The organism is Bacillus sp. LBA3-1-1.1 (assembly GCF_040676495.1).
Lineage (GTDB): Bacteria > Bacillota > Bacilli > Bacillales > Bacillaceae_G > Bacillus_A > Bacillus_A nitratireducens.
On the sequence record NZ_JBEGIB010000001.1, the window covers coordinates 21,869 to 42,831 of the forward strand.

Here is a 20,963-nt window from a genome sequence, read left to right on the forward strand (position 1 = left end):
CCTACTGTTCAAACAGTAGAGGCGGGAGTTTTTTTATTTTTATTAAGATTAAAACAATTTGAGGAGGAACTGAATATGTCTATTCAAATCCCACGCGGAACGCAAGATATTCTTCCAGGTAGTGTAGAGTTATGGCAGTATATCGAAGGGCAAGCGCGCGAAATTTGCCGTCGTTACAATTATAAAGAAATTCGTACACCAATTTTTGAACACACAGAGCTATTTTTACGTGGTGTTGGTGATACGACAGATATCGTACAAAAAGAAATGTACTCATTCCAAGACCGTGGAGAGCGTAGTTTAACATTACGTCCAGAAGGTACGGCACCTGTTGTACGTTCTTACGTTGAAAACAAAATGTTCGGTGATGCAACACAACCAACGAAATTGTACTATATCGGTCAAATGTTCCGTTATGAAAGACCACAAGCAGGTCGCTATCGTCAATTCGTACAATTTGGTATTGAAGCAATCGGTAGTAACGATCCTGCAATTGATGCAGAAGTAATTGCACTTGCTGTAGAGTTTTACCGCGGCATGGGCTTAAAAAATATTAAAGTTGTATTAAACAGCTTAGGTGATGCAGCGAGCCGTCAAGCGCACCGCGACGCATTAATTGCACACTTTGAGCCGCGCATCGGAGAATTCTGCTCTGATTGCCAATCTCGCTTAGAAAAAAATCCTCTTCGTATTTTAGACTGTAAGAAGGACCGTAATCATGAACTAATGAGTACAGCACCATCTATTACAGAATACTTAAACGAAGATTCAGCAGTATACTACGACAAAGTTCAAGAGCTATTAACGATGATGGATGTTCCATTTGAAAAAGATCCAAACTTAGTGCGTGGTTTAGACTACTACCAACACACTGTTTTTGAAATTATGAGTGAGGCAGAAGGTTTCGGTGCTATCACTACATTAAGCGGTGGTGGCCGTTATAATGGACTTGTACAAGAAATCGGTGGACCAGAAATGCCAGGTATCGGTTTTGCGATGAGTATTGAACGTTTAATTATGGCGCTAAAAGCTGAAAATATTGAATTACCAATTGAACATAGTATCGATTGTTACGTTGTAGCTCTTGGTGAAAAAGCGAAAGACCATGCTGCAAAAATTGCGTTTGATCTTCGTAAAGCTGGATTATCAGTTGAAAAAGATTATTTAGATCGCAAAATGAAAGCACAATTTAAATCAGCGGATCGTTTAAATGCGAAATACGTAGCTGTATTAGGGGAAGATGAGCTAGATAAAGGCATCATTAACTTGAAAGATATGGCAACAGGCGGACAAGAAGAAGTAGCGTTAGATGTATTCGCTTCATACGTAGCAGAGAAATTAATATAGGGGGAACTTACAGTGGCTGAAAGAACACATGCATGTGGAAAAGTAACGGTAGAAGCTGTTGGACAAACAGTTCAATTAAAAGGTTGGGTACAAAAACGTCGTGACTTAGGTGGATTAATCTTTATCGACTTACGTGACCGTACAGGTATCGTACAAGTTGTATTTAACCCAGAAACATCAAAAGAAGCGCTAGAAGTAGCAGAAACAATTCGTAGCGAATACGTATTACACGTAGAAGGTACAGTTGTTGAACGTGGTGAAGGTGCAATTAATGACAATATGGAAACTGGTCGTATTGAAGTACAAGCAACGAAAGTAAACGTATTAAATGCAGCGAAAACAACGCCAATTATTATTTCTGATGACACAGATGCATCAGAAGATGTGCGTTTAAAATATCGTTACTTAGACTTACGTCGTCCTGTAATGTTCAACACATTTAAAATGCGTCACGACGTAACAAAAACAATTCGTAACTTCTTAGATACAGAAGAATTCTTAGAAGTTGAAACACCAATTTTAACGAAGAGCACACCAGAAGGAGCTCGTGACTATTTAGTACCAAGTCGTGTGCATGATGGTGAATTCTATGCATTACCGCAGTCTCCACAGTTATTTAAACAGCTTCTTATGGTCGGCGGATTTGAGCGTTACTATCAAGTAGCACGTTGTTTCCGTGACGAAGATTTACGTGCGGATCGTCAACCAGAATTTACACAAATCGATATCGAGGCATCATTCTTAACACAAGATGAAATTTTAGAAATGATGGAGCGTATGATGACGAAAGTCATGAAAGATGCGAAAGGTGTAGAAGTTAGTGCACCATTCCCTCGTATGAAATATGCTGATGCAATGGCTCGCTACGGTTCTGATAAGCCAGATACACGCTTTGAAATGGAACTAACAGACCTATCTGAATTTGCAGCAGGTTGTGGTTTCAAAGTATTTACAAGCGCTGTAGAAAACGGCGGACAAGTAAAAGCAATTAATGCAAAAGGTGCTGCGAGCAAATACTCTCGTAAAGACATCGATGCATTAACTGAATTTGTAAAAGTATATGGTGCAAAAGGTTTAGCTTGGCTAAAAGTTGAAGAAGACGGCCTAAAAGGACCGATTGCGAAGTTCTTCGGTGAAGAAGATGCAAAAGCGTTAATGAATACATTAGAAGCTACTGCTGGCGATTTATTACTATTCGTAGCAGATAAGAAGAGCGTTGTTGCAGATAGCTTAGGTGCACTTCGTTTACGTCTAGGTAAAGAGCTTGAGTTAATTGACGAAAGTAAATTTAACTTCCTATGGGTAACAGATTGGCCACTTCTTGAGTACGATGAAGATGCAGATCGTTACTTCGCAGCTCACCATCCATTCACAATGCCATTCCGTGAAGATGTTGAGCTATTAGAAACAGCACCAGAAAAAGCACGCGCACAAGCATATGACCTTGTATTAAACGGTTATGAGCTTGGTGGTGGATCACTTCGTATTTACGAGCGTGACGTACAAGAAAAAATGTTCAAAGCACTTGGATTCTCACAAGAAGAAGCACAAGAGCAATTCGGATTCTTATTAGAAGCATTCGAATACGGTACACCACCACACGGCGGAATTGCATTAGGTTTAGACCGTCTTGTTATGTTACTTGCAGGTCGTACGAACCTTCGTGATACAATTGCATTCCCGAAAACAGCAAGCGCAAGTTGCTTATTAACAGAAGCGCCAAGCCCAGTTGCAGAAGCTCAGCTTGAAGAGCTAAGCTTAAAATTGAGCTTGAAAGAAGAGAAGTAAGAATAGAGTCTAGATGGTTATACTATAGCCGTCTAGGCTTTTTTTTGAGGGGAAGTTTAAAAAGTCCGGTTCAGATAACTGTCGCATCTCATCGTTACGTACGCTAGTCCAGTGCTCGAGTAGTACTCCTACACTGCGCTCCTCCTAGCATACGTGCCTCGATCTGCTCGGTTCTCTGAATCCCCCTTTTTAAACGTGTATTGAAGGGAAGTTTAAAAAGTCCGGTTCAGATGGCAGTCGCATCTCGTCGTTGCTTCGCCAGTCCGGTGCTCGAGTAGTAACTCTACACTGTGCTCCTCTTGGCTTCAGCGCCTCGATCTGCTCGGCCCTCTGAATCCTCCTTTTTAAACAAATATGTAAGAAAAAAGTCGGGTTCAGCTAGTGGTCTTATGTTTTATTTTTTCTCTTTGAATATGTATTTTTAGGAATTCTATAACTTTTTCTATACAAATAGTCGGAAAAACGCTAGAATACATGGTAGACCATTTTTGTAATAGGAGTGTAGAGCTGAATGTTACATCAATTTTCACGTAATGAATTAGCCTTTGGAAAAGAAGGCCTTGAAATATTAAAAAATAGTACAGTCGGTATTTTAGGAATTGGCGGCGTAGGATCATTTTCGGCAGAAGCGTTAGCACGTTCTGGCGTAGGACGTCTTGTATTAGTTGACAAAGATGTTGTAGATATTACAAACGTAAACCGTCAAATTCACGCGTTAGTATCTACTGTAGGACGTTCAAAAGTAGAATTAATGAAAGAGCGTATTGCAGACATTAATCCAGAGTGTGAAGTAATTGGACTAGAAATGTTTTATACTGATGAAACATATGAAGAGTTTTTCAAACATGGATTGGATTTCGTAGTAGATGCATCTGATACGATTACGTTCAAAATTCATTTAATTAAACAATGTTTACGTCGCAAAATTAAAATTATCTCATGTATGGGTGCAGCAAATAAAATGGACCCAACTCGTTTCCGTATTGCGGACATCTCTAAAACACATACAGATCCAATTGCGAAAGTAATTCGTACGAAGCTTCGTAAAGATGGTATTAAAAAAGGTGTAAAAGTTGTCTTCTCTGACGAAAACCCAATCGTAATTCGTGAAGAAGTACGTAAAGAAATCGTACCAGACGAAAATGCAAAAATTCGTAAAGCGAAATTACCACCTTCATCAAATGCATTCGTACCATCTGTGGCAGGCCTAATTATGGCAAGTCACGTTGTACGTGAACGCATTAAAAACGTAGAAGTGAAGCGTGTAGGGCAAGAATAAAAAGAAAGCATATATCTGTCTTGGGTATATGCTTTTTCTATTTTATTTTAAAGGATTGCTGCTATTTGCAATACTAATAATTCAAATGTAAGTAATCCTAATAAAGAATAATCGTATTTGTCCGACTTATAGGCGGAAGTCTTTTTTAAACTGTGAAATGTAAAAATCCCTAACGTTAGGACGAGAACACCGAGTGTTATTTTGAATACTATTAATGAAATAGCAACCATCTCCCTTCAAGCGTATATATTATAGTAACATTTAAGTGAAAAATATCAAATTTTTTCCAGTAACTTTAGCGTTGTCAATCTTTGTCGTTAAATTGATATTCCTTCTCGAATCGTTGATATATTGTAATTTATGATAGATATATTCGAAAAAAACAGGGATGTCACTTAGTCAAAAAAAGTGATACCCCTGTTTTTTTAATTCTCTGCAGAATATATAATATCTAAATTTCCATTTTGATCGGTTTTGAAAATCGGAGCAATTTGCTCCTCCTGCTCTTCAACTGAAACGAGTTTTCGAGCGCGATCCATAATTCTAACAAGCATTGCGTAATCTTCTTCGATTGCTTGTTGCTTTTTTGTGAGTACAGCTAATTTTGTTTCAAGTTCATCGTTTGTTTTTTGCAGGGAAGTGAGCTGAGCTTGTAATACGTCATTTTCGGTTTGTAACTTTGCGAGTGAAGGATTATTGTGCTCTAAGTTTTGCAAAAATGAGATGATTTTTTGTACTGTAAGACCTTGTTTACTTGGCGTAATATCTTCTGAAAACTCGGCATCGATTACGAGTTGTTTCGTTTTCGTGAAATGATCTTTTTCTATTTTAGCTTCAGAACGTTTTAATTCTTTACGTTGTTTTTTCGCAAGTTGCACCGCATCTTCGTAATTTGGCCTTACTTCAGCGTTCCATCTAAATCCACAAGCTGCGGAAGTACGGTTTAATGTATCGCCAACTTCATCGAACGCTTTTATTTGTGTACTTCCGCCGCGAATATGTCGTAAAACAGTTTCTGCTAAAAGGAGATCGTCTTCTTTTGTCCATGCATCTTGACGTGTTTTCATAAGCGAAGCCTCCATAATGGTGACATTTTCGTTTATGTTACCCTTTATTTTTCGTTTTATTCGAACTTTGTAATCTTTCATACACAGTAGAAAGTGCTTGCTCAAATTTCCCTGTCGTTTTCGGTTTATAATATTGCTTGTTTTTTATTTTATCAGGTAAGTATTGTTGTTGTACCCAGCCATTTGGATGGTCATGTGGATATAAGTATCCAATGCCTCTTCCAAGTGATTCTGCGCCTTTGTAATGACTATCTTTTAAATGACTTGGAATATCGCCTGTTTGTCCGTTACGTAAATCGTGTAATGCGGCATCAAGTGCTTTATAAGCTGAATTTGATTTCGGTGATAGGCAAAGTTCAATAACAGCATTTGCAAGTGGGATGCGTGCTTCTGGGAATCCAACTCGTTCAGCTGATTCAATGGCTGCTAGTGTACGTGGTCCAGCTTGCGGGCTAGCAAGTCCGATATCTTCATATGCCATAATAAGAAGGCGTCTACCAATACTTTGTAAATCACCTGCTTCAATAAGGCGGGCTAAATAATGAAGTGCTGCGTTTACATCACTTCCGCGCACTGATTTTTGAAATGCTGATAATACGTCATAATGAGCATCTCCATCTTTGTCATGAACGAAACTCTTTTTTTGTAAGCATTCTTCTGCGACTTCTAGCGTGATTTCCGCAGCTTTGTCGTCAGTTGTAAAGCTAGATAAAACAGCTAATTCAAGTGCATTATAAGCTGAACGCATATCTCCGCCTGATGCATTTGCGAAGTGATGTAATGCTTCATCCGTAACAGTTACATCATATTCCCCAAGCCCTTTTTCTTTATCTTCAAGAGCTCGTTTTAAACCAATTAAAATATCATCTTCTGTTAGTGCGTGTAACTCGAAGATTTGACATCTGCTTCGGATAGCAGAATTAATAGCATGGAACGGATTGCTTGTCGTTGCACCAATTAAAGTAAGAAGACCGCTTTCTAAATGGGGTAATAGAAAGTCTTGCTTCGCTTTATCTAGTCTATGGACTTCATCTAAAATTAAAACGAGGTGTCGATGCATCTTCGCTTCTTGTACGACAACTTCCATATCTTTTTTATTATGCGTAACAGCGTTTAAGAGGCGAAACGGGGTTCCAGTACTTCCTGCAATTGCGCTAGCGATTGATGTTTTACCTGTGCCTGGAGGACCGTATAAAATCATAGATTGAAAATGATTTGCTTGGACCATTCGCCATAAAATTTTCCCTTCACCAACTAAATGTTGTTGTCCGATAATTTCTTGAATATTTGTAGGGCGCATTCGATGTGCGAGTGGTTGTTTCATTTAGACCGTCTCCCTTAATATATAATCTCATTCTATCGTATCATTTTTTTTAATGGAATTTGAAATAGGATGCTGTTTTGTGGGAAAAATGAATATGAATATTTTCATTTTTCTTTCAATTGTAATAATTTCCGAGTTTTTCAATGTGATTTTATGTTATCATTTTGATACACAAGTTGAAATTTCTTATAATACTATATTATGCTATAATTTCATAGGATTTTAAATTGTGTTCTTTTATGAATAAAGATATAACCAATAGAAGTGAAAATTTGAAATGAGGTGCAAATAGATGAAGATTTCAACGAAAGGCCGCTACGGCTTAACAATTATGATCGACCTTGCAAAAAAGTTTGGTGAAGGCCCAATTTCATTAAAGTCAATCGCGCAGGCACATGACTTATCTGAACATTACTTAGAGCAATTAATTTCACCACTTCGTAACGCTCGTCTTGTAAAGAGTACGCGCGGGGCATATGGCGGATATGTATTATCTGATCAGCCAGTCAACATTACAGCTGGAGATGTAATCCGTGTACTAGAGGGTCCAATTAGTGTTGTAGAAATGATAGAAGAAGAAGAACCAGCACAACGCCAATTATGGATGCGTGTTCGTGATGCGGTGCAAGAAGTATTAGATAGTACAACTTTAGAAGATTTAGTACGTTATGAGGAAGAAAATCACGGGGGCTATATGTTTTACATTTAATTCCTTGTGAAACGATTTGGAAAGAAGGAGATTTAATGGAACGCATTTACTTAGATCATGCTGCGACATCTCCGACTCACCCAGAAGTGGTCGAAAAGATGATTCCATATATGACAGAAACATTCGGAAACCCGTCTAGTATTCACTTTTATGGGCGTCAAACGCGCCATGCAGTAGATGAGGCGAGACGTGTGTGTGCACGTAGCATTCATGCGAATCCGAATGAAATTATATTTACGAGCGGTGGTACAGAAGCTGATAATTTAGCGCTTATAGGTGTAGCACGTGCAAACCGTCATAAAGGTAACCACATTATAACGACGAAAATTGAACACCATGCGATTTTGCATACGTGTGAATTGTTAGAGCGTGAAGGGTTTGAAGTGACATATTTACCTGTAGATGAAACAGGACGTGTTCACGTTTCTGACATACAAAAGGCATTAACAGATGAGACAATTCTCGTATCTGTTATGTTTGGGAATAATGAAGTAGGGACAATGCAACCAATTGCGGAAATAGGTAAGCTGTTAAAAGAACATCAAGCTTATTTTCATACAGATGCAGTACAAGCTTACGGTTTAGTAGAAATTGATGTGAAAGAGTTTGGCATTGATTTACTATCAATTTCAGCTCATAAAATTAACGGACCAAAAGGTGTCGGGTTCCTATATGCTGGTGCAAATGTGAAATTTGAACCGTTATTAATAGGCGGAGAGCAAGAAAGAAAACGCCGTGCTGGTACTGAAAATGTACCTAGTATCGTTGGACTGCAGCAAGCAATTTTGCTAGCTGCAAAAAATCGTGAGCAAAAAAATGCCCAATATGAAGAGTTTAAAGATATAATGGTATCTGTCTTCAAAAATGAAGGCATTACTTTCGAGGTAAACGGAAACTTGGAATATCGCTTACCACATGTGTTGAATATAAGTTTTACAGGAATGAATATTGAACCGTTTCTTGTGAACTTAGACTTAGCTGGCATTGCAGTATCAAGTGGTTCTGCTTGTACAGCTGGTTCGATTGATCCATCACATGTATTAGTAGCGATGTTCGGAAAAGACTCCGATCAAATACGTTCATCCGTACGCTTTAGTTTCGGACTTGGAAATACGAAAGAGCAAATTGAAAAAGCGGCGTACGAAACAGTGAAAATCGTGAAGCGATTAACACAAAATTAGCATGGGAGGTGACATGATGAACAAACTACCTCACGAAACACGCGTTGTCATCGGGATGTCCGGTGGCGTCGATTCATCTGTAGCAGCTCTTTTATTAAAAGAGCAAGGTTATGATGTGATCGGAATTTTTATGAAAAACTGGGATGATACAGATGAGAATGGTGTCTGCACAGCAACAGAAGATTACAATGATGTAATTGAAGTGTGTAACCAAATCGGTATTCCGTATTATGCAGTAAACTTTGAAAAACAATACTGGGACAAAGTATTTACGTACTTCTTAGATGAGTACCGAGCTGGTCGTACACCAAACCCAGATGTAATGTGTAACAAAGAAATTAAATTTAAAGCATTTTTAGAGCATGCAATTGCGCTTGGTGCTGATTATGTAGCGACAGGCCATTATGCACGCGTTGCTTATATGGACGGCGAATATAAAATGCTTCGCGGCGTTGATGACAATAAAGACCAAACGTATTTCTTAAATCAATTAAGCCAAGAGCAATTATCAAAAACAATGTTCCCATTAGGTGAATTAAAGAAACCACAAATTCGCGAAATGGCGACAGCAGCTGGTTTAGCGACAGCGGCGAAGAAAGATAGTACTGGTATTTGCTTCATCGGCGAGCGTAACTTTAAAGATTTCTTAAGTAACTATTTACCAGCGCAACCAGGTGTGATGCAAACATTATCTGGTGAAGTGAAAGGAAAACATGACGGTTTAATGTACTATACAATTGGACAACGTCATGGCCTTGGTATTGGTGGTAACGGTGATCCATGGTTCGCTGTTGGGAAAAACTTAAAAGAAAACATTTTATATGTTGATCAAGGATTCCATAATGAACTTCTATATGGTGATGAAGTTATCGCTACGAATGTAGGATGGGTAAGTAACAAAGCAAAAGAAACAGAATTTAAATGCACAGCGAAATTCCGTTATCGTCAAGCAGACAATAAAGTAACGGTTCAAATTGTTGATGAAAATACAGTTCGTATTCTTTGTGACGAGCCAATTCGTGCGATTACGCCAGGCCAAGCAGTTGTTTTCTATGATGGAGATGAGTGCTTAGGCGGCGCTACAATTGATGAAGTATATCATAGTGGTAAGAAATTAGATTATTTAGGATAAAACGAGAAGCCTCTGCCGATTAGCGGTTAGAGGTTTCTTTTACATAAAGCGAATTTTCGTTCGCTTGAAAAATACATTCTTTGTTATAATTTGTTGTAGAGGTGAAGGACATGTCAAACAAACTTGAAACAGGTATTCAATATATGCAAGAAGGAAACTGGGAAGAAGCAGCTAAAAATTTCACAGAAGCAATCGAAGAAAATCCGAAAGATGCGCTTGGATACATTAACTTTGCGAATTTATTAGATGTATTAGGTGATAGTGAGCGAGCAATTTTATTTTATAAACGTGCATTAGAATTAGATGATAAATCTGCGGCTGCTTATTATGGCTTAGGAAATGTATATTACGGTCAAGAGCAATTTGCAGAGGCAAAGGCTGTATTTGAACAAGCGATGCAAGCTGGATTACAATCAGCTGATGTAACGTTTATGTTAGGTATTACACATGTGCAGCTTGGAAATGATCGTCTTGCACTGCCATTTTTACAAAGAGCAACTGAATTAGATGAAAGTGATGTAGAAGCTGTTTTCCAATGTGGACTTTGCTTCGCACGACTAGAACATATTCAAGAGGCAAAACCTTATTTTGAAAAGGTATTAGAAATGGATGAAGAGCATGCAGATGCGTATTATAATTTAGGTGTTGCGTACGTATTTGAAGAAAATAACGAGAAGGCTCTTACTTTATTTAAGAAAGCAACTGAAATTCAGCCAGATCACTTTTTAGCTGGTAATGGTGTTCGTTTATTAGAGCAAGAAGCTGAATAAAGTGAAATTATAGTTTAATGTGCAGTTACCCCTCATCTAAAGAATGTGAAAGAGGTGGGGGATGTACTGCTCATTAAAGTGAAAAGAACTCGGGAAGGAGAGGAAAGATGGGAAATCAACATGCAATGGATTTGTTTGAGGAAGAGAAAAAATTTATAAAAGCGCAAGTTCTTCATACCATTTTCCACAACGAAGAAAACCTCTATTCCGTTGTCAGTATGAAAATCATTGAAACGAATGAAACATACGACGAAAAGAAAGTAATGATAAACGGTCATTTTCCCCGTATGCATGAAGATGAAGTGTTTACATTAACAGGTCACTTTAAAGACCACCCGAAGTATGGGAAACAATATTTAGTTGAAACGTTTAAGAAAGAATTGCCGCAAACAAAAGCAGGTATGGTGCAATATTTAGCGAGCGATTTATTTAAAGGGATTGGAAAGCGTACGGCCGAAAAAATCGTAGATCACCTTGGTGAGCATGCTATTTCTAAAATTATGGATGATCCTGATGCGTTAAATGGTGTTGTTAACAAACAAAAAGCGCAGGAAATATATGAGACAATTGTTGAACATCAAGGGTTAGAGAAAGTAATGAGCTTTTTAAATGGTTACGGTTTTGGAACGAAGCTTTCTATTAAAATCTATCAGCAATATAAAGAAATGACATTAGAAGTGATTCGTAATAATCCATATAAGCTTATTGAAGAAGTGGATGGGATTGGCTTTGGAAGAGCGGATGATATAGGGCGTGCATTAGGTATATCGGGTAATCACGACGACCGTGTACGTGCGGGCTGTTTTTATACATTAGAGAATGTTTCACTGCAACTCGGTCACGTTTATATGGGGAAAGATCAACTTGTAAGAGAAACGATGTCACTTTTAAACAATCAAGAAGGAAGAGTGACTGAGGAAGATATTGTAGGCTGCGTTGAAATGATGCAAAGTGAAGGGAAAGTCATTATAGAAGAAGAGCGAGTGTATTTAGCTTCGTTATTCTACTCTGAAAAAGGCGTTGTAAAGTCAATTCGTCGTCTTATGAATCAAGAAGAAACCCCTGAATTCCCTGAAGCAGAAGTGTTAAAAACATTAGGGGAAATTGAAGAACAGCTAAAGGTACAGTATGCACCGCTTCAGCAAGAAGCAGTTCAAACTGCACTTCATAAGCCGATGATGCTATTAACAGGTGGACCAGGAACGGGGAAAACAACAGTTATTAAAGGAATTGTTGAAATGTATGCGTCACTTCACGGATTATCATTAAATCCGAATGAATATAGTGATGATAATCCATTTCCAATATTGTTAACGGCCCCAACAGGAAGAGCGGCGAAGCGCATGAGTGAATCGACAGGGCTTCCAGCTTGTACGATTCATCGTTTGCTTGGTTGGACGCCAGAAGGGTCTTTCCAGCGCAATGAAACCGATCCGGTACAAGGAAAGTTACTCATTATTGATGAGTTTTCGATGGTAGATATTTGGCTTGCAAATCAGCTATTCAAGTCACTTCCGACAAATATTCAAGTTATCGTTGTAGGTGATGAAGATCAGTTGCCATCTGTAGGACCTGGACAAGTGTTAAAAGATTTATTAAATGCAGGAGCCATCCCAACGGTAAAACTTACAGAAATTTATCGTCAGGCAGAAGGTTCGTCTGTTATTCAGCTTGCCCATGCGATAAAAGACGGAACACTTCCACCAGATTTAGCGCAAAATAAAAAAGATCGTTCATTTATCAGCTGTGCAGGGGCTCAAATTGTTGAAGTTGTAAAAAAAGTATGTGAAAACGCGAAGACGAAAGGGTTTAGCGCAAGAGATGTACAAGTGTTGGCACCTATGTACCGCGGACCAGCAGGTATTAATGTGTTAAATGAAGCTCTTCAAGAAGTGTTTAATCCGAAAAAAGAAAAAAGTAAAGAAATTGCCTACGGTGACGTTGTGTATCGAAGAGGTGATAAAGTACTTCAATTAGTCAATCAGCCGGAAAGCCAAGTATTTAATGGTGATATTGGAGAAATTGTTTCGATTTTTTATGCAAAAGAAAATGTCGAGCAACAAGATATGATTATCGTTTCATTTGATGGGATTGAAGTAACGTATACAAAGCCTGATTTGAACCAAATTACCCATGCATATTGCTGCTCGATTCATAAATCACAGGGTAGTGAATTCCCAATAGTTATTATGCCGATTGTAAAGAGCTACTACCGTATGTTACGTCGTAATTTAATTTACACGGGCATTACAAGGAGTAAGAAATTCCTTATTATTTGCGGGGAGGAAGCAGCTTTCCAGTCTGGTGTAAATCGCCTTGATGACGCAATGCGTCAAACGACTTTAGCTGGTCGATTGCAAGAATCACAAGGAGAAGTACAGATGGTAACAGTTAATGGCGAGGAAATGGACGTGGAAAACATTTCACCGTATGATTTCATGTAACGAGGTGAAATTATATAGTGAAACTTTCAAACGTATAACGTTGAAAGGCTCCAGCAATGTATAAATGAATGCGGTTTGGACATAATGGCGAATAGAATCTGGGAGACTGTAAGGAGATGAAAGCCATATGTTTATTTGTCCAAATTGCAAAGGGAAAGACATCGGAAAAATAGGTGTCAACCAATTTTATTGCTGGAATTGTTATATCGAATTATCGGTTTCAAAGGGGAAAATCCATACACATCAAGTAGAGGAAGATGGTTCATTAAGCTCTCTTGATGATTTATTTGATGAGAATGAAAGAACGATCGGATAACGAAAAGGGGGATTTACTTTGAATATACGCAATTCATTAATCGCATTAGGTGTTGGGGCTGCAGCATATCAATATGCTCGTAAGCAAGATGTATTTTCTAAACGCAATATGAAAAAAGCACGTAAGATGATTAAGTCTTATTTATAATTTTGGTAAAGTGAAAAACTCCCTTCAGGATAAGGGAGTTTTTTTATGCACTTGTATGCAAATATAAAAGTCCGATTTCTGAGAAGAGATAAGATAGACCGTAACATCCAACGCCAAGCATTCCATAATGCCATAATTGCTTCGCCCGTTCTTTTCGCGAGGAACGAATAAAGAAACCTTTCCAAATACCAAACCCAATACAAATCCATTCAAGAATCATAAAAAGTGCTGATAATATGAGCATAAATAAAACCATAATTAGCCCTCCTGATTATATTTTGACATTTTGTATTTTCAGGGGTGGTTGTCCTTATTATGTTAAATATATATACGTCTTTAAAAAACAGTATGGTCTGTATAAAAAGATTTTAAAACTTTTGCACATAACCTAACCTATTTATTTTCAAAATAAAGGTGGAGGAGGTTTTTCGTGTGAAGAATCTTAAAATCATTTGGATATATCGTTTAGGGTTATTGTTACTCATTTTTCTTTGTTTGCTTGTCTTTTTAAAAATTAAGCCATTGTGGGCACCAATTATTTTTGTATTTAAAGTGGCAATTACACCGTTTCTTATCGCGTGTTTCATTGCGTACTTATTGCATCCTTTAATTGAAAAAATCCATAAAGAAGGAATGCCTCGTACACTTGCCATTTTGCTCATTTACGTACTTTTCTTCGGCGGGATTGGCTATGGAATTTATAAAGGAACGCCAATTGTTATTAAGCAGTTGCAAGAGATTAATGAACAATTTCCGCAGTTTACAAAAATGTACGATTCTTGGATGGATGGGGTAACGGAACAAACAGCGAATTTTCCATCATTTATTCATGAAAAGGTGAAACAAATTTTTGGTGGTGTAGAAACGAAGATTCAAGCGCTTTTAAATAAAGTCATGAGCACAGCTCGTGGTGTACTGGATTCGTTACTCATTATTTTCTTAATTCCATTCATTGTATTTTACATATTAAAAGATTACGGTGAGTTTTATCATATCTTTTGGAAATTAGTCCCGAGTAAATGGCGTAGTACGGGTCAAATGCTTGCGAAAGAAATTGATAAATCACTCGGAAGTTATATTCGAGGACAGTTATTTGTTTGCTTAGTATTAGGGGGAGTATCTGTTCTTTCTTTTTGGTTTATCGGTATGAAATATCCGTTATTACTCGGCATTATTATTGGGGTAACGGATATAATCCCGTACTTTGGTCCTATTTTAGGGGCGATTCCCACGTTGATGATTGCGGCAACGGTATCAACGAGTTTACTCATTAAGGCGGGGATTACAATTGCCATTTTGCAATTTTTGGAAAGTAACATTTTATCTCCTTACATCGTTGGTAAGTCGCTTCGTATGCACCCTGTTATTATTATGCTTGCATTACTAGTTGGAGGAGAAGTAGCAGGTATTGTAGGATTGCTAATATCAGTTCCTGTTTTAGCAATCATTCGTACAGTGATTGTTCATGTGAGACCTCTTTGGAAAAGAGAAGATGTTTAAAATGAAGCCCTCTATTTAAAAAATAGAGGGGTAATAATACGATTATTTAAGGAGTTGATCTTGTATTTTTTGAACCAGAGAGCTCACGTCAGTTGTTTGAATATGTTTTATTCTTTTCCATTCCGTATCATACATAAATACAATTTGATTGCTGAAAAGCCGCTTTTGCTCTTTTAGATTAGAAATTTTTGCGAAAGAGTACTCTTCAAATATTGGGTTCTTGCTTACATCTGGTCCATAAAAGAAGAGCCTTTTGTTCGTTAAGATTAACAGTCCTGGCCTTGCGACGGAACGATATATAAATATATCTAATGAACATGCTGCATAAAAAAGGATTTTTTCATCAGTTGTTAACATTTCTTTAGCTTGATTCAATAAAGTTGTCATTGTAATCGCTCCTTTATTGTTAATAATTTAATTATAACAAATGATGTAATATTTAGAAATTTGTATAAAGTATTTTTGTGAGGAGATTCCTATTTAGTAATAAATGCATAATATATTTAAAGGCTGTTAAGAATGAATAGTAGAATAACTATGAATAATGAGCAATTGATATAATATAAATGATTATCTACATTGACAAACTTAAGAGAATTCTATTATATTTAGTCATATAATACATTAAATCAATGACGGAACAAGTACGTTACAGTCCATTTGTAGAGAGAAGCTTCCACTGGCTGAAAGGAGCTTTAAATGAAGGGTAACAGAAAGCTAATCCTGAGAGCAGCTAATCACTGCCGTCTTGCCACGTTACGGCACCATGAGGTGATGAATTGATTGTTATAATAATCAATTCATAATTAGGGTGGTATCGCGAGTTAACTCTCGTCCCTTTTATAGGGGCGGGAGTTTTTTATATTTAAGGAGGAAAATACAATGAAACAACTAACAGGCGCACAAATTCGTCAAATGTTTTTAGACTTTTTCCAAGAAAAAGGACATGCAGTAGAACCTAGTGCATCACTAGTTCCACATGAAGATCCATCTCTTCTATGGATTAACAGTGGTGTAGCAACATTAAAAAAATATTTTGATGGACGCGTAATCCCGCAAAATCCACGTATTACAAATGCTCAAAAATCAATTCGTACAAACGATATTGAAAACGTAGGGAAAACAGCTCGTCACCATACATTCTTTGAAATGTTAGGGAACTTCTCAATCGGTGATTACTTCAAAGAAGAAGCAATTACTTGGGCTTGGGAATTCTTAACGAGCGACAAATGGATTGGATTCGATAAAGAATTACTATCAGTTACAATCCATCCGGAAGATGAAGAAGCATTTACAATTTGGAATGAGAAAATGGGTGTTCCAAAAGAGCGCATCATCCGTTTAGAAGAAAACTTCTGGGATATCGGTGAAGGGCCAAGTGGACCGAATACAGAGATTTTCTATGATCGTGGTGAAGCTTACGGTAATGACTTTAGTGACCCAGAATTATATCCAGGCGGAGAAAACGAGCGTTACTTAGAAGTATGGAACCTTGTATTCTCTCAATTTAACCATAATCCAGACGGTTCATATACACCGCTTCCTAAGAAGAACATCGATACAGGGATGGGTCTAGAGCGTATGACATCTATCGTTCAAGATGTGCCCACGAACTTTGATACAGACCTATTCATGCCGATGATTGGTGCAACAGAATCAATTTCTGGTGAGAAGTATCGTAATGGTGACTTAGAAAAAGATATGGCATTTAAAGTAATTGCTGACCATATCCGTACAGTAACATTCGCTGTTGGTGATGGAGCACTTCCTTCTAATGAAGGCCGTGGTTATGTATTACGTCGTTTATTACGCCGCGCTGTTCGTTACTCGAAAAAATTAAACATTAACCGTCCATTCATGTTTGAATTAGTACCGGTTGTTGGAGAAGTAATGAAAGACTTCTATCCAGAAGTACTTGAAAAGAAAGATTTCATTGCGAAAGTTGTGAAAAACGAAGAAGAGCGTTTCCATGAAACACTTCATGACGGTGAAGCAATTTTAGCTGAAGTTATCACAAAAGCAAAAGAAGAAAAAACAACTGTTATTTCTGGAGTAGACGCGTTCCGTCTATATGACACATACGGTTTCCCAATTGAATTAACAGAAGAATATGCAGAAGAAGCTGGTATGACAGTTGATCAAGCAGGCTTTGAAAATGAAATGGAAAAACAACGTGAGCGTGCACGTGCTGCTCGTCAAGACGTTGATTCTATGCAAGTTCAAGGCGGTGTACTTGGTGAAGTTAAAGTAGCGAGCGAGTTTGTTGGTTACGGTACAGTTGCAACAGAAAGTAACGTTGTTGCACTTGTGAAAAATGGTGAGTATACAGATAGCTTACAAGCTGGTGAAGACGGACAGTTAATGCTTGATGTAACGCCATTCTACGCTGAGAGCGGTGGACAAATTGCTGACCGTGGTTATCTTCTTGCTGACGGTGTGAAAGTTCTTGTAAAAGACGTACAAAAAGCGCCAAATGGTCAAAACTTACACAAAGTTGTTGTTGAAGAGGGTACATTAACGAAAGATGCGGCTGTAAAAGCTGTTATTGATACGAAGAACCGTAGTAGCGTTGTGAAAAACCATACAGCAACTCACTTACTGCACCAAGCATTAAAAGACGTACTTGGAATGCATGTTAACCAAGCTGGTTCTCTTGTAACTTCTGAACGTTTACGCTTTGACTTCTCTCACTTCGGCCAAGTACAAGCTGACGAATTAGAAAAAATTGAGCGTATCGTAAACGAAAAAATTTGGGAAAGTATTGATGTTGAGATTTCTCAAAAAGCAATTGAAGAAGCGAAAGAAATGGGTGCAATGGCATTATTCGGTGAAAAATACGGAGATGTTGTACGCGTTGTACAAGTAGGCGATTACAGCTTAGAGCTTTGCGGTGGTTGTCACGTTGATAACACAGCTTCTATCGGTATTTTCAAAATTGTTGCTGAGTCTGGTATCGGTGCAGGAACTCGTCGTATTGAAGCAGTAACAGGTAAGTCTGCATACGAATTAATGAACGATCAAGTAGGTTTATTAAAAGAAGCAGCAGGTAAAATGAAAACAAATCCAAAAGATATTTTAACAAGAGTTGATGGTTTATTTGCTGAAGTAAAACAACTTCAAAAAGAAAACGAATCTCTTGCTGCGAAATTAAGCAATATCGAAGCTGGAAACTTAACTGATTCAGTAATGACAGTTGATGGCGTGAACGTATTAGCGGCAAAAGTAAATGTTGCAGATATGAACAACTTACGTACAATGATGGATGATCTGAAAAATAAATTAGAGTCTGCAGTTGTTGTATTAGCGTCTGTAAGTGATGATAAAGTAAACATTTTAGCTGGCGTAACGAAAGATTTAATTAGCCAAGGTTACCATGCAGGTAAGCTTGTGAAAGAAGTGGCTTCTCGTTGTGGTGGCGGTGGTGGTGGCCGTCCTGATATGGCTCAAGCAGGCGGTAAAAACCCAGCTCAAGTTGAGGAAGCTTTAGCGTTTGTACAAGAGTACGTTAAATCTGTTTCAAAATAAAGAGATAGTAGTGTACAATGGTAGGGAGAGGAGAAGTTCTTCTCCCTATACTTACTACTTACAAGTGAGGTGCTTGAAATGGACGGTTTTGATAAGACAATGAAGTTTAGCATTCAAGATGAAAAACAGAGTGTCCATGTAAATGATGTACTTTTAACTGTGTATGATGCACTTCAAGAAAAAGGCTATAATCCGATTAACCAAATCGTCGGTTATTTATTAAGTGGAGATCCAGCATACATACCTCGCCATAAAGATGCACGAAGCATCGTTCGCAAGCTTGAACGTGATGAGATAATTGAAGAGCTTGTGAAGTCTTACTTGAAACATCATCGTGAGGAGTAGTTTATGCGGATATTAGGTTTAGATGTTGGTACTAAAACAGTCGGAGTTGCAATGAGCGATGAAATGGGCTGGACAGCACAAGGGCTGGAAACAATCAGGATTAACGAAGAACGAGGCCACTTTGGTTTTGATCGTATTTCTGAGTTGGTAAAACAGTACAATGTGGACAAAATAGTAGTAGGTTTACCTAAAAATATGAATGGTACAATCGGCCCTCGTGGTGAAGCGTGCCAGCAATTTGCAGAAAACCTACGAGAGCTGTTACAATTAGACGTTGTAATGTGGGACGAGCGTTTGTCGACGATGGCAGCGGAACGTCTGCTCATTTCAGCTGATGTAAGCCGTAAGAAGCGAAAGCAAGTAATCGATAAGATGGCTGCAGTCGTAATCTTACAAGGATTTTTAGATAGTAAATAAGAGGTGACCAAAATGGAAGAAAATCAAATTACAATTGTAGACGAAAAAGGTAACGAACATTTATGTGAGATTGTTTTCACTTTTGATGCTGAAAAATTTGGCAAAAAATCATACGTAGTCTTCTCTCCAATCGGTGAAGTAGACGAAGATGGAGACCAAATTTATGATGCAATGGCTTATGAGCAAAATGAAGAAGAGGGCGGAACTTTACTTCCAATCGAATCTGAAGAAGAGTGGGAAATGGTACAAGAAATGTTCAACACTCTTGCTGATGAGCAAGAAGCAGAATAATAGTACTGAAAAGATGGACGACATACAGTCCATCTTTTTTTATATGTAAAATGAAAGATTTTTTGTCGAAACTGTGTAAGTCTTTGTAGTATAATGAGACGGATTGTAGAAAAATAAAATGTCTATCTAAAAAAGATAAATAAATTTATTGTGTTTTTATATCGTATTGTATAGAAATATGTACATACGGTCTACAATTGAATAAGGAGGAAGAGTTTTGGTAGAGAATCAAGTGAAAAAGAAGCGTAGACGCATTTTTTTATTTTCGATTATTGCATTGCTCTTAGTTTGTGGTTCAGTCTATGCATATATTTCATCGGCATTAGGACCAGTTGATAGCGAGAATAAAAAAGAGATTGAAGTAGAGATCCCAAAAGGATCATCTACAAGTAAAATTGGTGAAATTTTAGAAGAAAAAGGTGCTGTGAAAAACGGTACAGTTTTTAGTTTTTATACAAAGGCTAAATCGAAAAGTTTACAAGCAGGTACATATTTATTAAATCCTTCGATGAATGCTAAAGATGTTATCGAACAAATGTCATCTGGTAACGTGCATCGTCCAGCTCTTTATAAAGTAACGATTAAAGAAGGGGCGCAAGTAACTGAAATTGCAGAAGTGATTGCGGCAGAATTAAAGTGGAATAAAGATGATGTTGTGCGTCAATTAAACGATAAAGCATTTATTCAAAAAATGCAGCAAAAGTATCCGAAGTTATTGACTGATAAAATTTTTGATAGCAATATTAAATATCCATTAGAAGGCTATCTATATCCAGCGACGTATTCTTTCTATAAAAAAGATACGACGTTAGAAGAAATCGTAATTCCAATGCTTGAGAAAACGAATGCAATTATTGTTCAAAATGAGGCAAAAATGAAAGCGAAAAACTGGGATGTTCATCAGCTTTTAACATTGTCTTCACTTATTGAAGAAGAGGCAACGGGCTTTACAGATCGTCAAAAGATCTCTAGTGTTTTCTATAATCGTTTAGCAAAAGGTATGCCACTTCAAACAGATCCGACAGTGTTATACGCGCTTGGAAAGCATAAACAACGCGTATTATATGAGGATTTAAAAGTAAACTCACCGTACAATACGTATGTTGTGAAAGGATTGCCAGTTGGGCCGATTGCAAACTCAGGGAAACATTCAGTGGAAGCGGCGTTAGAGCCTGCGCAAACAGAGTATTATTATTTCTTAGCTGCACCAAGTGGTGAAGTGTATTATGCGAAAACATTAGAAGAACATAATGCATTAAAGCAAAAATATATTACGAAAAAACAGTGAAATGGGGAGGGATGGCGAAAAAGGTCGCACATCCCTCTTTTTTGTGGTAAAATATATCGGGTTAAAAACTGGCAGAAGAATCGTTTTTAATAT

The 20,963-nt window shown here is 37.7% G+C and carries 20 protein-coding genes and 2 other annotated features (1 of these 22 cut by a window edge); of the genes, 16 read left to right on the forward strand and 4 right to left on the reverse strand.

Annotation, left to right across the window (positions count from 1 at the left end):
• Positions 1–6 (forward strand) — a binding site (T-box leader) (it extends 225 nt beyond the left edge of the window).
• Positions 7–75: 69 nt separating this feature from the next.
• The 3 genes from hisS (at position 76) to MRBLBA3_RS00130 (ending at position 4,414) form a co-directional block, all read left to right on the forward strand.
• Positions 76–1,347 (forward strand): histidine--tRNA ligase, encoded by a 1,272-nt coding sequence (gene hisS / locus MRBLBA3_RS00120; protein WP_000027074.1) that lies wholly within the window; start codon positions 76–78, stop codon positions 1,345–1,347.
• Positions 1,348–1,359: 12 nt separating this feature from the next.
• Positions 1,360–3,135, forward strand: a complete 1,776-nt coding sequence (gene aspS, locus MRBLBA3_RS00125) for an aspartate--tRNA ligase (RefSeq protein WP_044737700.1) — start codon at positions 1,360–1,362, stop codon at positions 3,133–3,135.
• Between the two features lie 511 nt (positions 3,136–3,646).
• Positions 3,647–4,414 carry a tRNA threonylcarbamoyladenosine dehydratase gene (locus MRBLBA3_RS00130; RefSeq protein ID WP_000903181.1) on the forward strand — a complete coding sequence of 256 codons (768 nt, stop codon included), beginning with the start codon at positions 3,647–3,649 and terminating at the stop codon, positions 4,412–4,414.
• A 425-nt stretch (positions 4,415–4,839) separates the two neighbouring features.
• On the opposite strand, the gene MRBLBA3_RS00135 is transcribed toward MRBLBA3_RS00130, so the two are convergent.
• Together MRBLBA3_RS00135 and MRBLBA3_RS00140 are read right to left on the reverse strand one after the other, a co-directional pair.
• A complete protein-coding gene (locus tag MRBLBA3_RS00135) occupies positions 4,840–5,481 on the reverse strand; it encodes an RsfA family transcriptional regulator (RefSeq protein ID WP_044737701.1) in 642 nt (213 codons plus the stop codon).
• A 37-nt stretch (positions 5,482–5,518) separates the two neighbouring features.
• Positions 5,519–6,805, reverse strand: coding sequence for a replication-associated recombination protein A (locus tag MRBLBA3_RS00140; RefSeq protein ID WP_044737702.1), 1,287 nt, complete (start codon positions 6,803–6,805; stop codon positions 5,519–5,521).
• A 292-nt stretch (positions 6,806–7,097) separates the two neighbouring features.
• On the opposite strand from MRBLBA3_RS00140, the gene cymR reads away from it, so the two are divergent.
• The 7 genes from cymR (at position 7,098) to MRBLBA3_RS00175 (ending at position 13,504) form a co-directional block, all read left to right on the forward strand.
• Positions 7,098–7,514, forward strand: a complete 417-nt coding sequence (gene cymR, locus MRBLBA3_RS00145; protein ID WP_000704117.1) for a cysteine metabolism transcriptional regulator CymR — start codon at positions 7,098–7,100, stop codon at positions 7,512–7,514.
• A gap of 35 nt (positions 7,515–7,549) precedes the next feature.
• On the forward strand, positions 7,550–8,695 hold the full coding sequence (locus MRBLBA3_RS00150; protein ID WP_044737703.1) for a cysteine desulfurase family protein: 1,146 nt from the start codon (positions 7,550–7,552) through the stop codon (positions 8,693–8,695).
• Positions 8,696–8,711: 16 nt separating this feature from the next.
• Complete coding sequence (gene mnmA / locus MRBLBA3_RS00155) at positions 8,712–9,827, forward strand: tRNA 2-thiouridine(34) synthase MnmA (protein ID WP_001038013.1); 1,116 nt, start codon at positions 8,712–8,714, stop codon at positions 9,825–9,827.
• 110 nt (positions 9,828–9,937) lie between these two features.
• The gene (locus tag MRBLBA3_RS00160; RefSeq protein WP_044737704.1) at positions 9,938–10,597 is read left to right on the forward strand and encodes a tetratricopeptide repeat protein; all 660 of its coding nucleotides are present in this window, start codon (positions 9,938–9,940) and stop codon (positions 10,595–10,597) included.
• Between the two features lie 107 nt (positions 10,598–10,704).
• Positions 10,705–13,041, forward strand: a complete 2,337-nt coding sequence (locus tag MRBLBA3_RS00165; protein ID WP_000528053.1) for an ATP-dependent RecD-like DNA helicase — start codon at positions 10,705–10,707, stop codon at positions 13,039–13,041.
• Between the two features lie 127 nt (positions 13,042–13,168).
• Positions 13,169–13,357: a hypothetical protein gene (locus tag MRBLBA3_RS00170; protein ID WP_000469281.1), complete on the forward strand. Its 189-nt coding sequence runs from the start codon at positions 13,169–13,171 to the stop codon at positions 13,355–13,357.
• An 18-nt stretch (positions 13,358–13,375) separates the two neighbouring features.
• Positions 13,376–13,504 carry a YrzQ family protein gene (locus MRBLBA3_RS00175; RefSeq protein WP_001026264.1) on the forward strand — a complete coding sequence of 43 codons (129 nt, stop codon included), beginning with the start codon at positions 13,376–13,378 and terminating at the stop codon, positions 13,502–13,504.
• A 43-nt stretch (positions 13,505–13,547) separates the two neighbouring features.
• Here the strand turns inward: MRBLBA3_RS00175 and MRBLBA3_RS00180 are convergent, their stop codons facing one another.
• Positions 13,548–13,760: a hypothetical protein gene (locus MRBLBA3_RS00180; protein ID WP_000242544.1), complete on the reverse strand. Its 213-nt coding sequence runs from the start codon at positions 13,758–13,760 to the stop codon at positions 13,548–13,550.
• A gap of 176 nt (positions 13,761–13,936) precedes the next feature.
• Between MRBLBA3_RS00180 and MRBLBA3_RS00185 the strand changes: the two genes are divergently transcribed.
• On the forward strand, positions 13,937–15,004 hold the full coding sequence (locus tag MRBLBA3_RS00185) for an AI-2E family transporter (RefSeq protein ID WP_000793104.1): 1,068 nt from the start codon (positions 13,937–13,939) through the stop codon (positions 15,002–15,004).
• 42 nt (positions 15,005–15,046) lie between these two features.
• On the opposite strand, the gene MRBLBA3_RS00190 is transcribed toward MRBLBA3_RS00185, so the two are convergent.
• Positions 15,047–15,391 carry a PH domain-containing protein gene (locus MRBLBA3_RS00190; protein WP_000209536.1) on the reverse strand — a complete coding sequence of 115 codons (345 nt, stop codon included), beginning with the start codon at positions 15,389–15,391 and terminating at the stop codon, positions 15,047–15,049.
• 236 nt (positions 15,392–15,627) lie between these two features.
• Positions 15,628–15,846: a binding site (T-box leader), on the forward strand.
• A gap of 40 nt (positions 15,847–15,886) precedes the next feature.
• Here MRBLBA3_RS00190 and alaS point away from each other — a divergent pair.
• The 5 genes from alaS to mltG all read left to right on the forward strand — a co-directional run bounded on the left by alaS (position 15,887) and on the right by mltG (position 20,870).
• A complete protein-coding gene (gene alaS / locus MRBLBA3_RS00195) occupies positions 15,887–18,529 on the forward strand; it encodes an alanine--tRNA ligase (RefSeq protein WP_044737705.1) in 2,643 nt (880 codons plus the stop codon).
• A gap of 78 nt (positions 18,530–18,607) precedes the next feature.
• Positions 18,608–18,874, forward strand: coding sequence for an IreB family regulatory phosphoprotein (locus tag MRBLBA3_RS00200; protein ID WP_000348591.1), 267 nt, complete (start codon positions 18,608–18,610; stop codon positions 18,872–18,874).
• Between the two features lie 3 nt (positions 18,875–18,877).
• Positions 18,878–19,291, forward strand: a complete 414-nt coding sequence (ruvX, locus tag MRBLBA3_RS00205) for a Holliday junction resolvase RuvX (protein WP_001221203.1) — start codon at positions 18,878–18,880, stop codon at positions 19,289–19,291.
• Positions 19,292–19,303: 12 nt separating this feature from the next.
• Entirely contained in the window at positions 19,304–19,582 is a 279-nt protein-coding gene (locus MRBLBA3_RS00210; protein ID WP_000392249.1) for a DUF1292 domain-containing protein, read from the forward strand.
• Between the two features lie 217 nt (positions 19,583–19,799).
• Positions 19,800–20,870, forward strand: a complete 1,071-nt coding sequence (gene mltG / locus MRBLBA3_RS00215) for an endolytic transglycosylase MltG (protein ID WP_000230077.1) — start codon at positions 19,800–19,802, stop codon at positions 20,868–20,870.
• Positions 20,871–20,963: the final 93 nt, after the last annotated feature.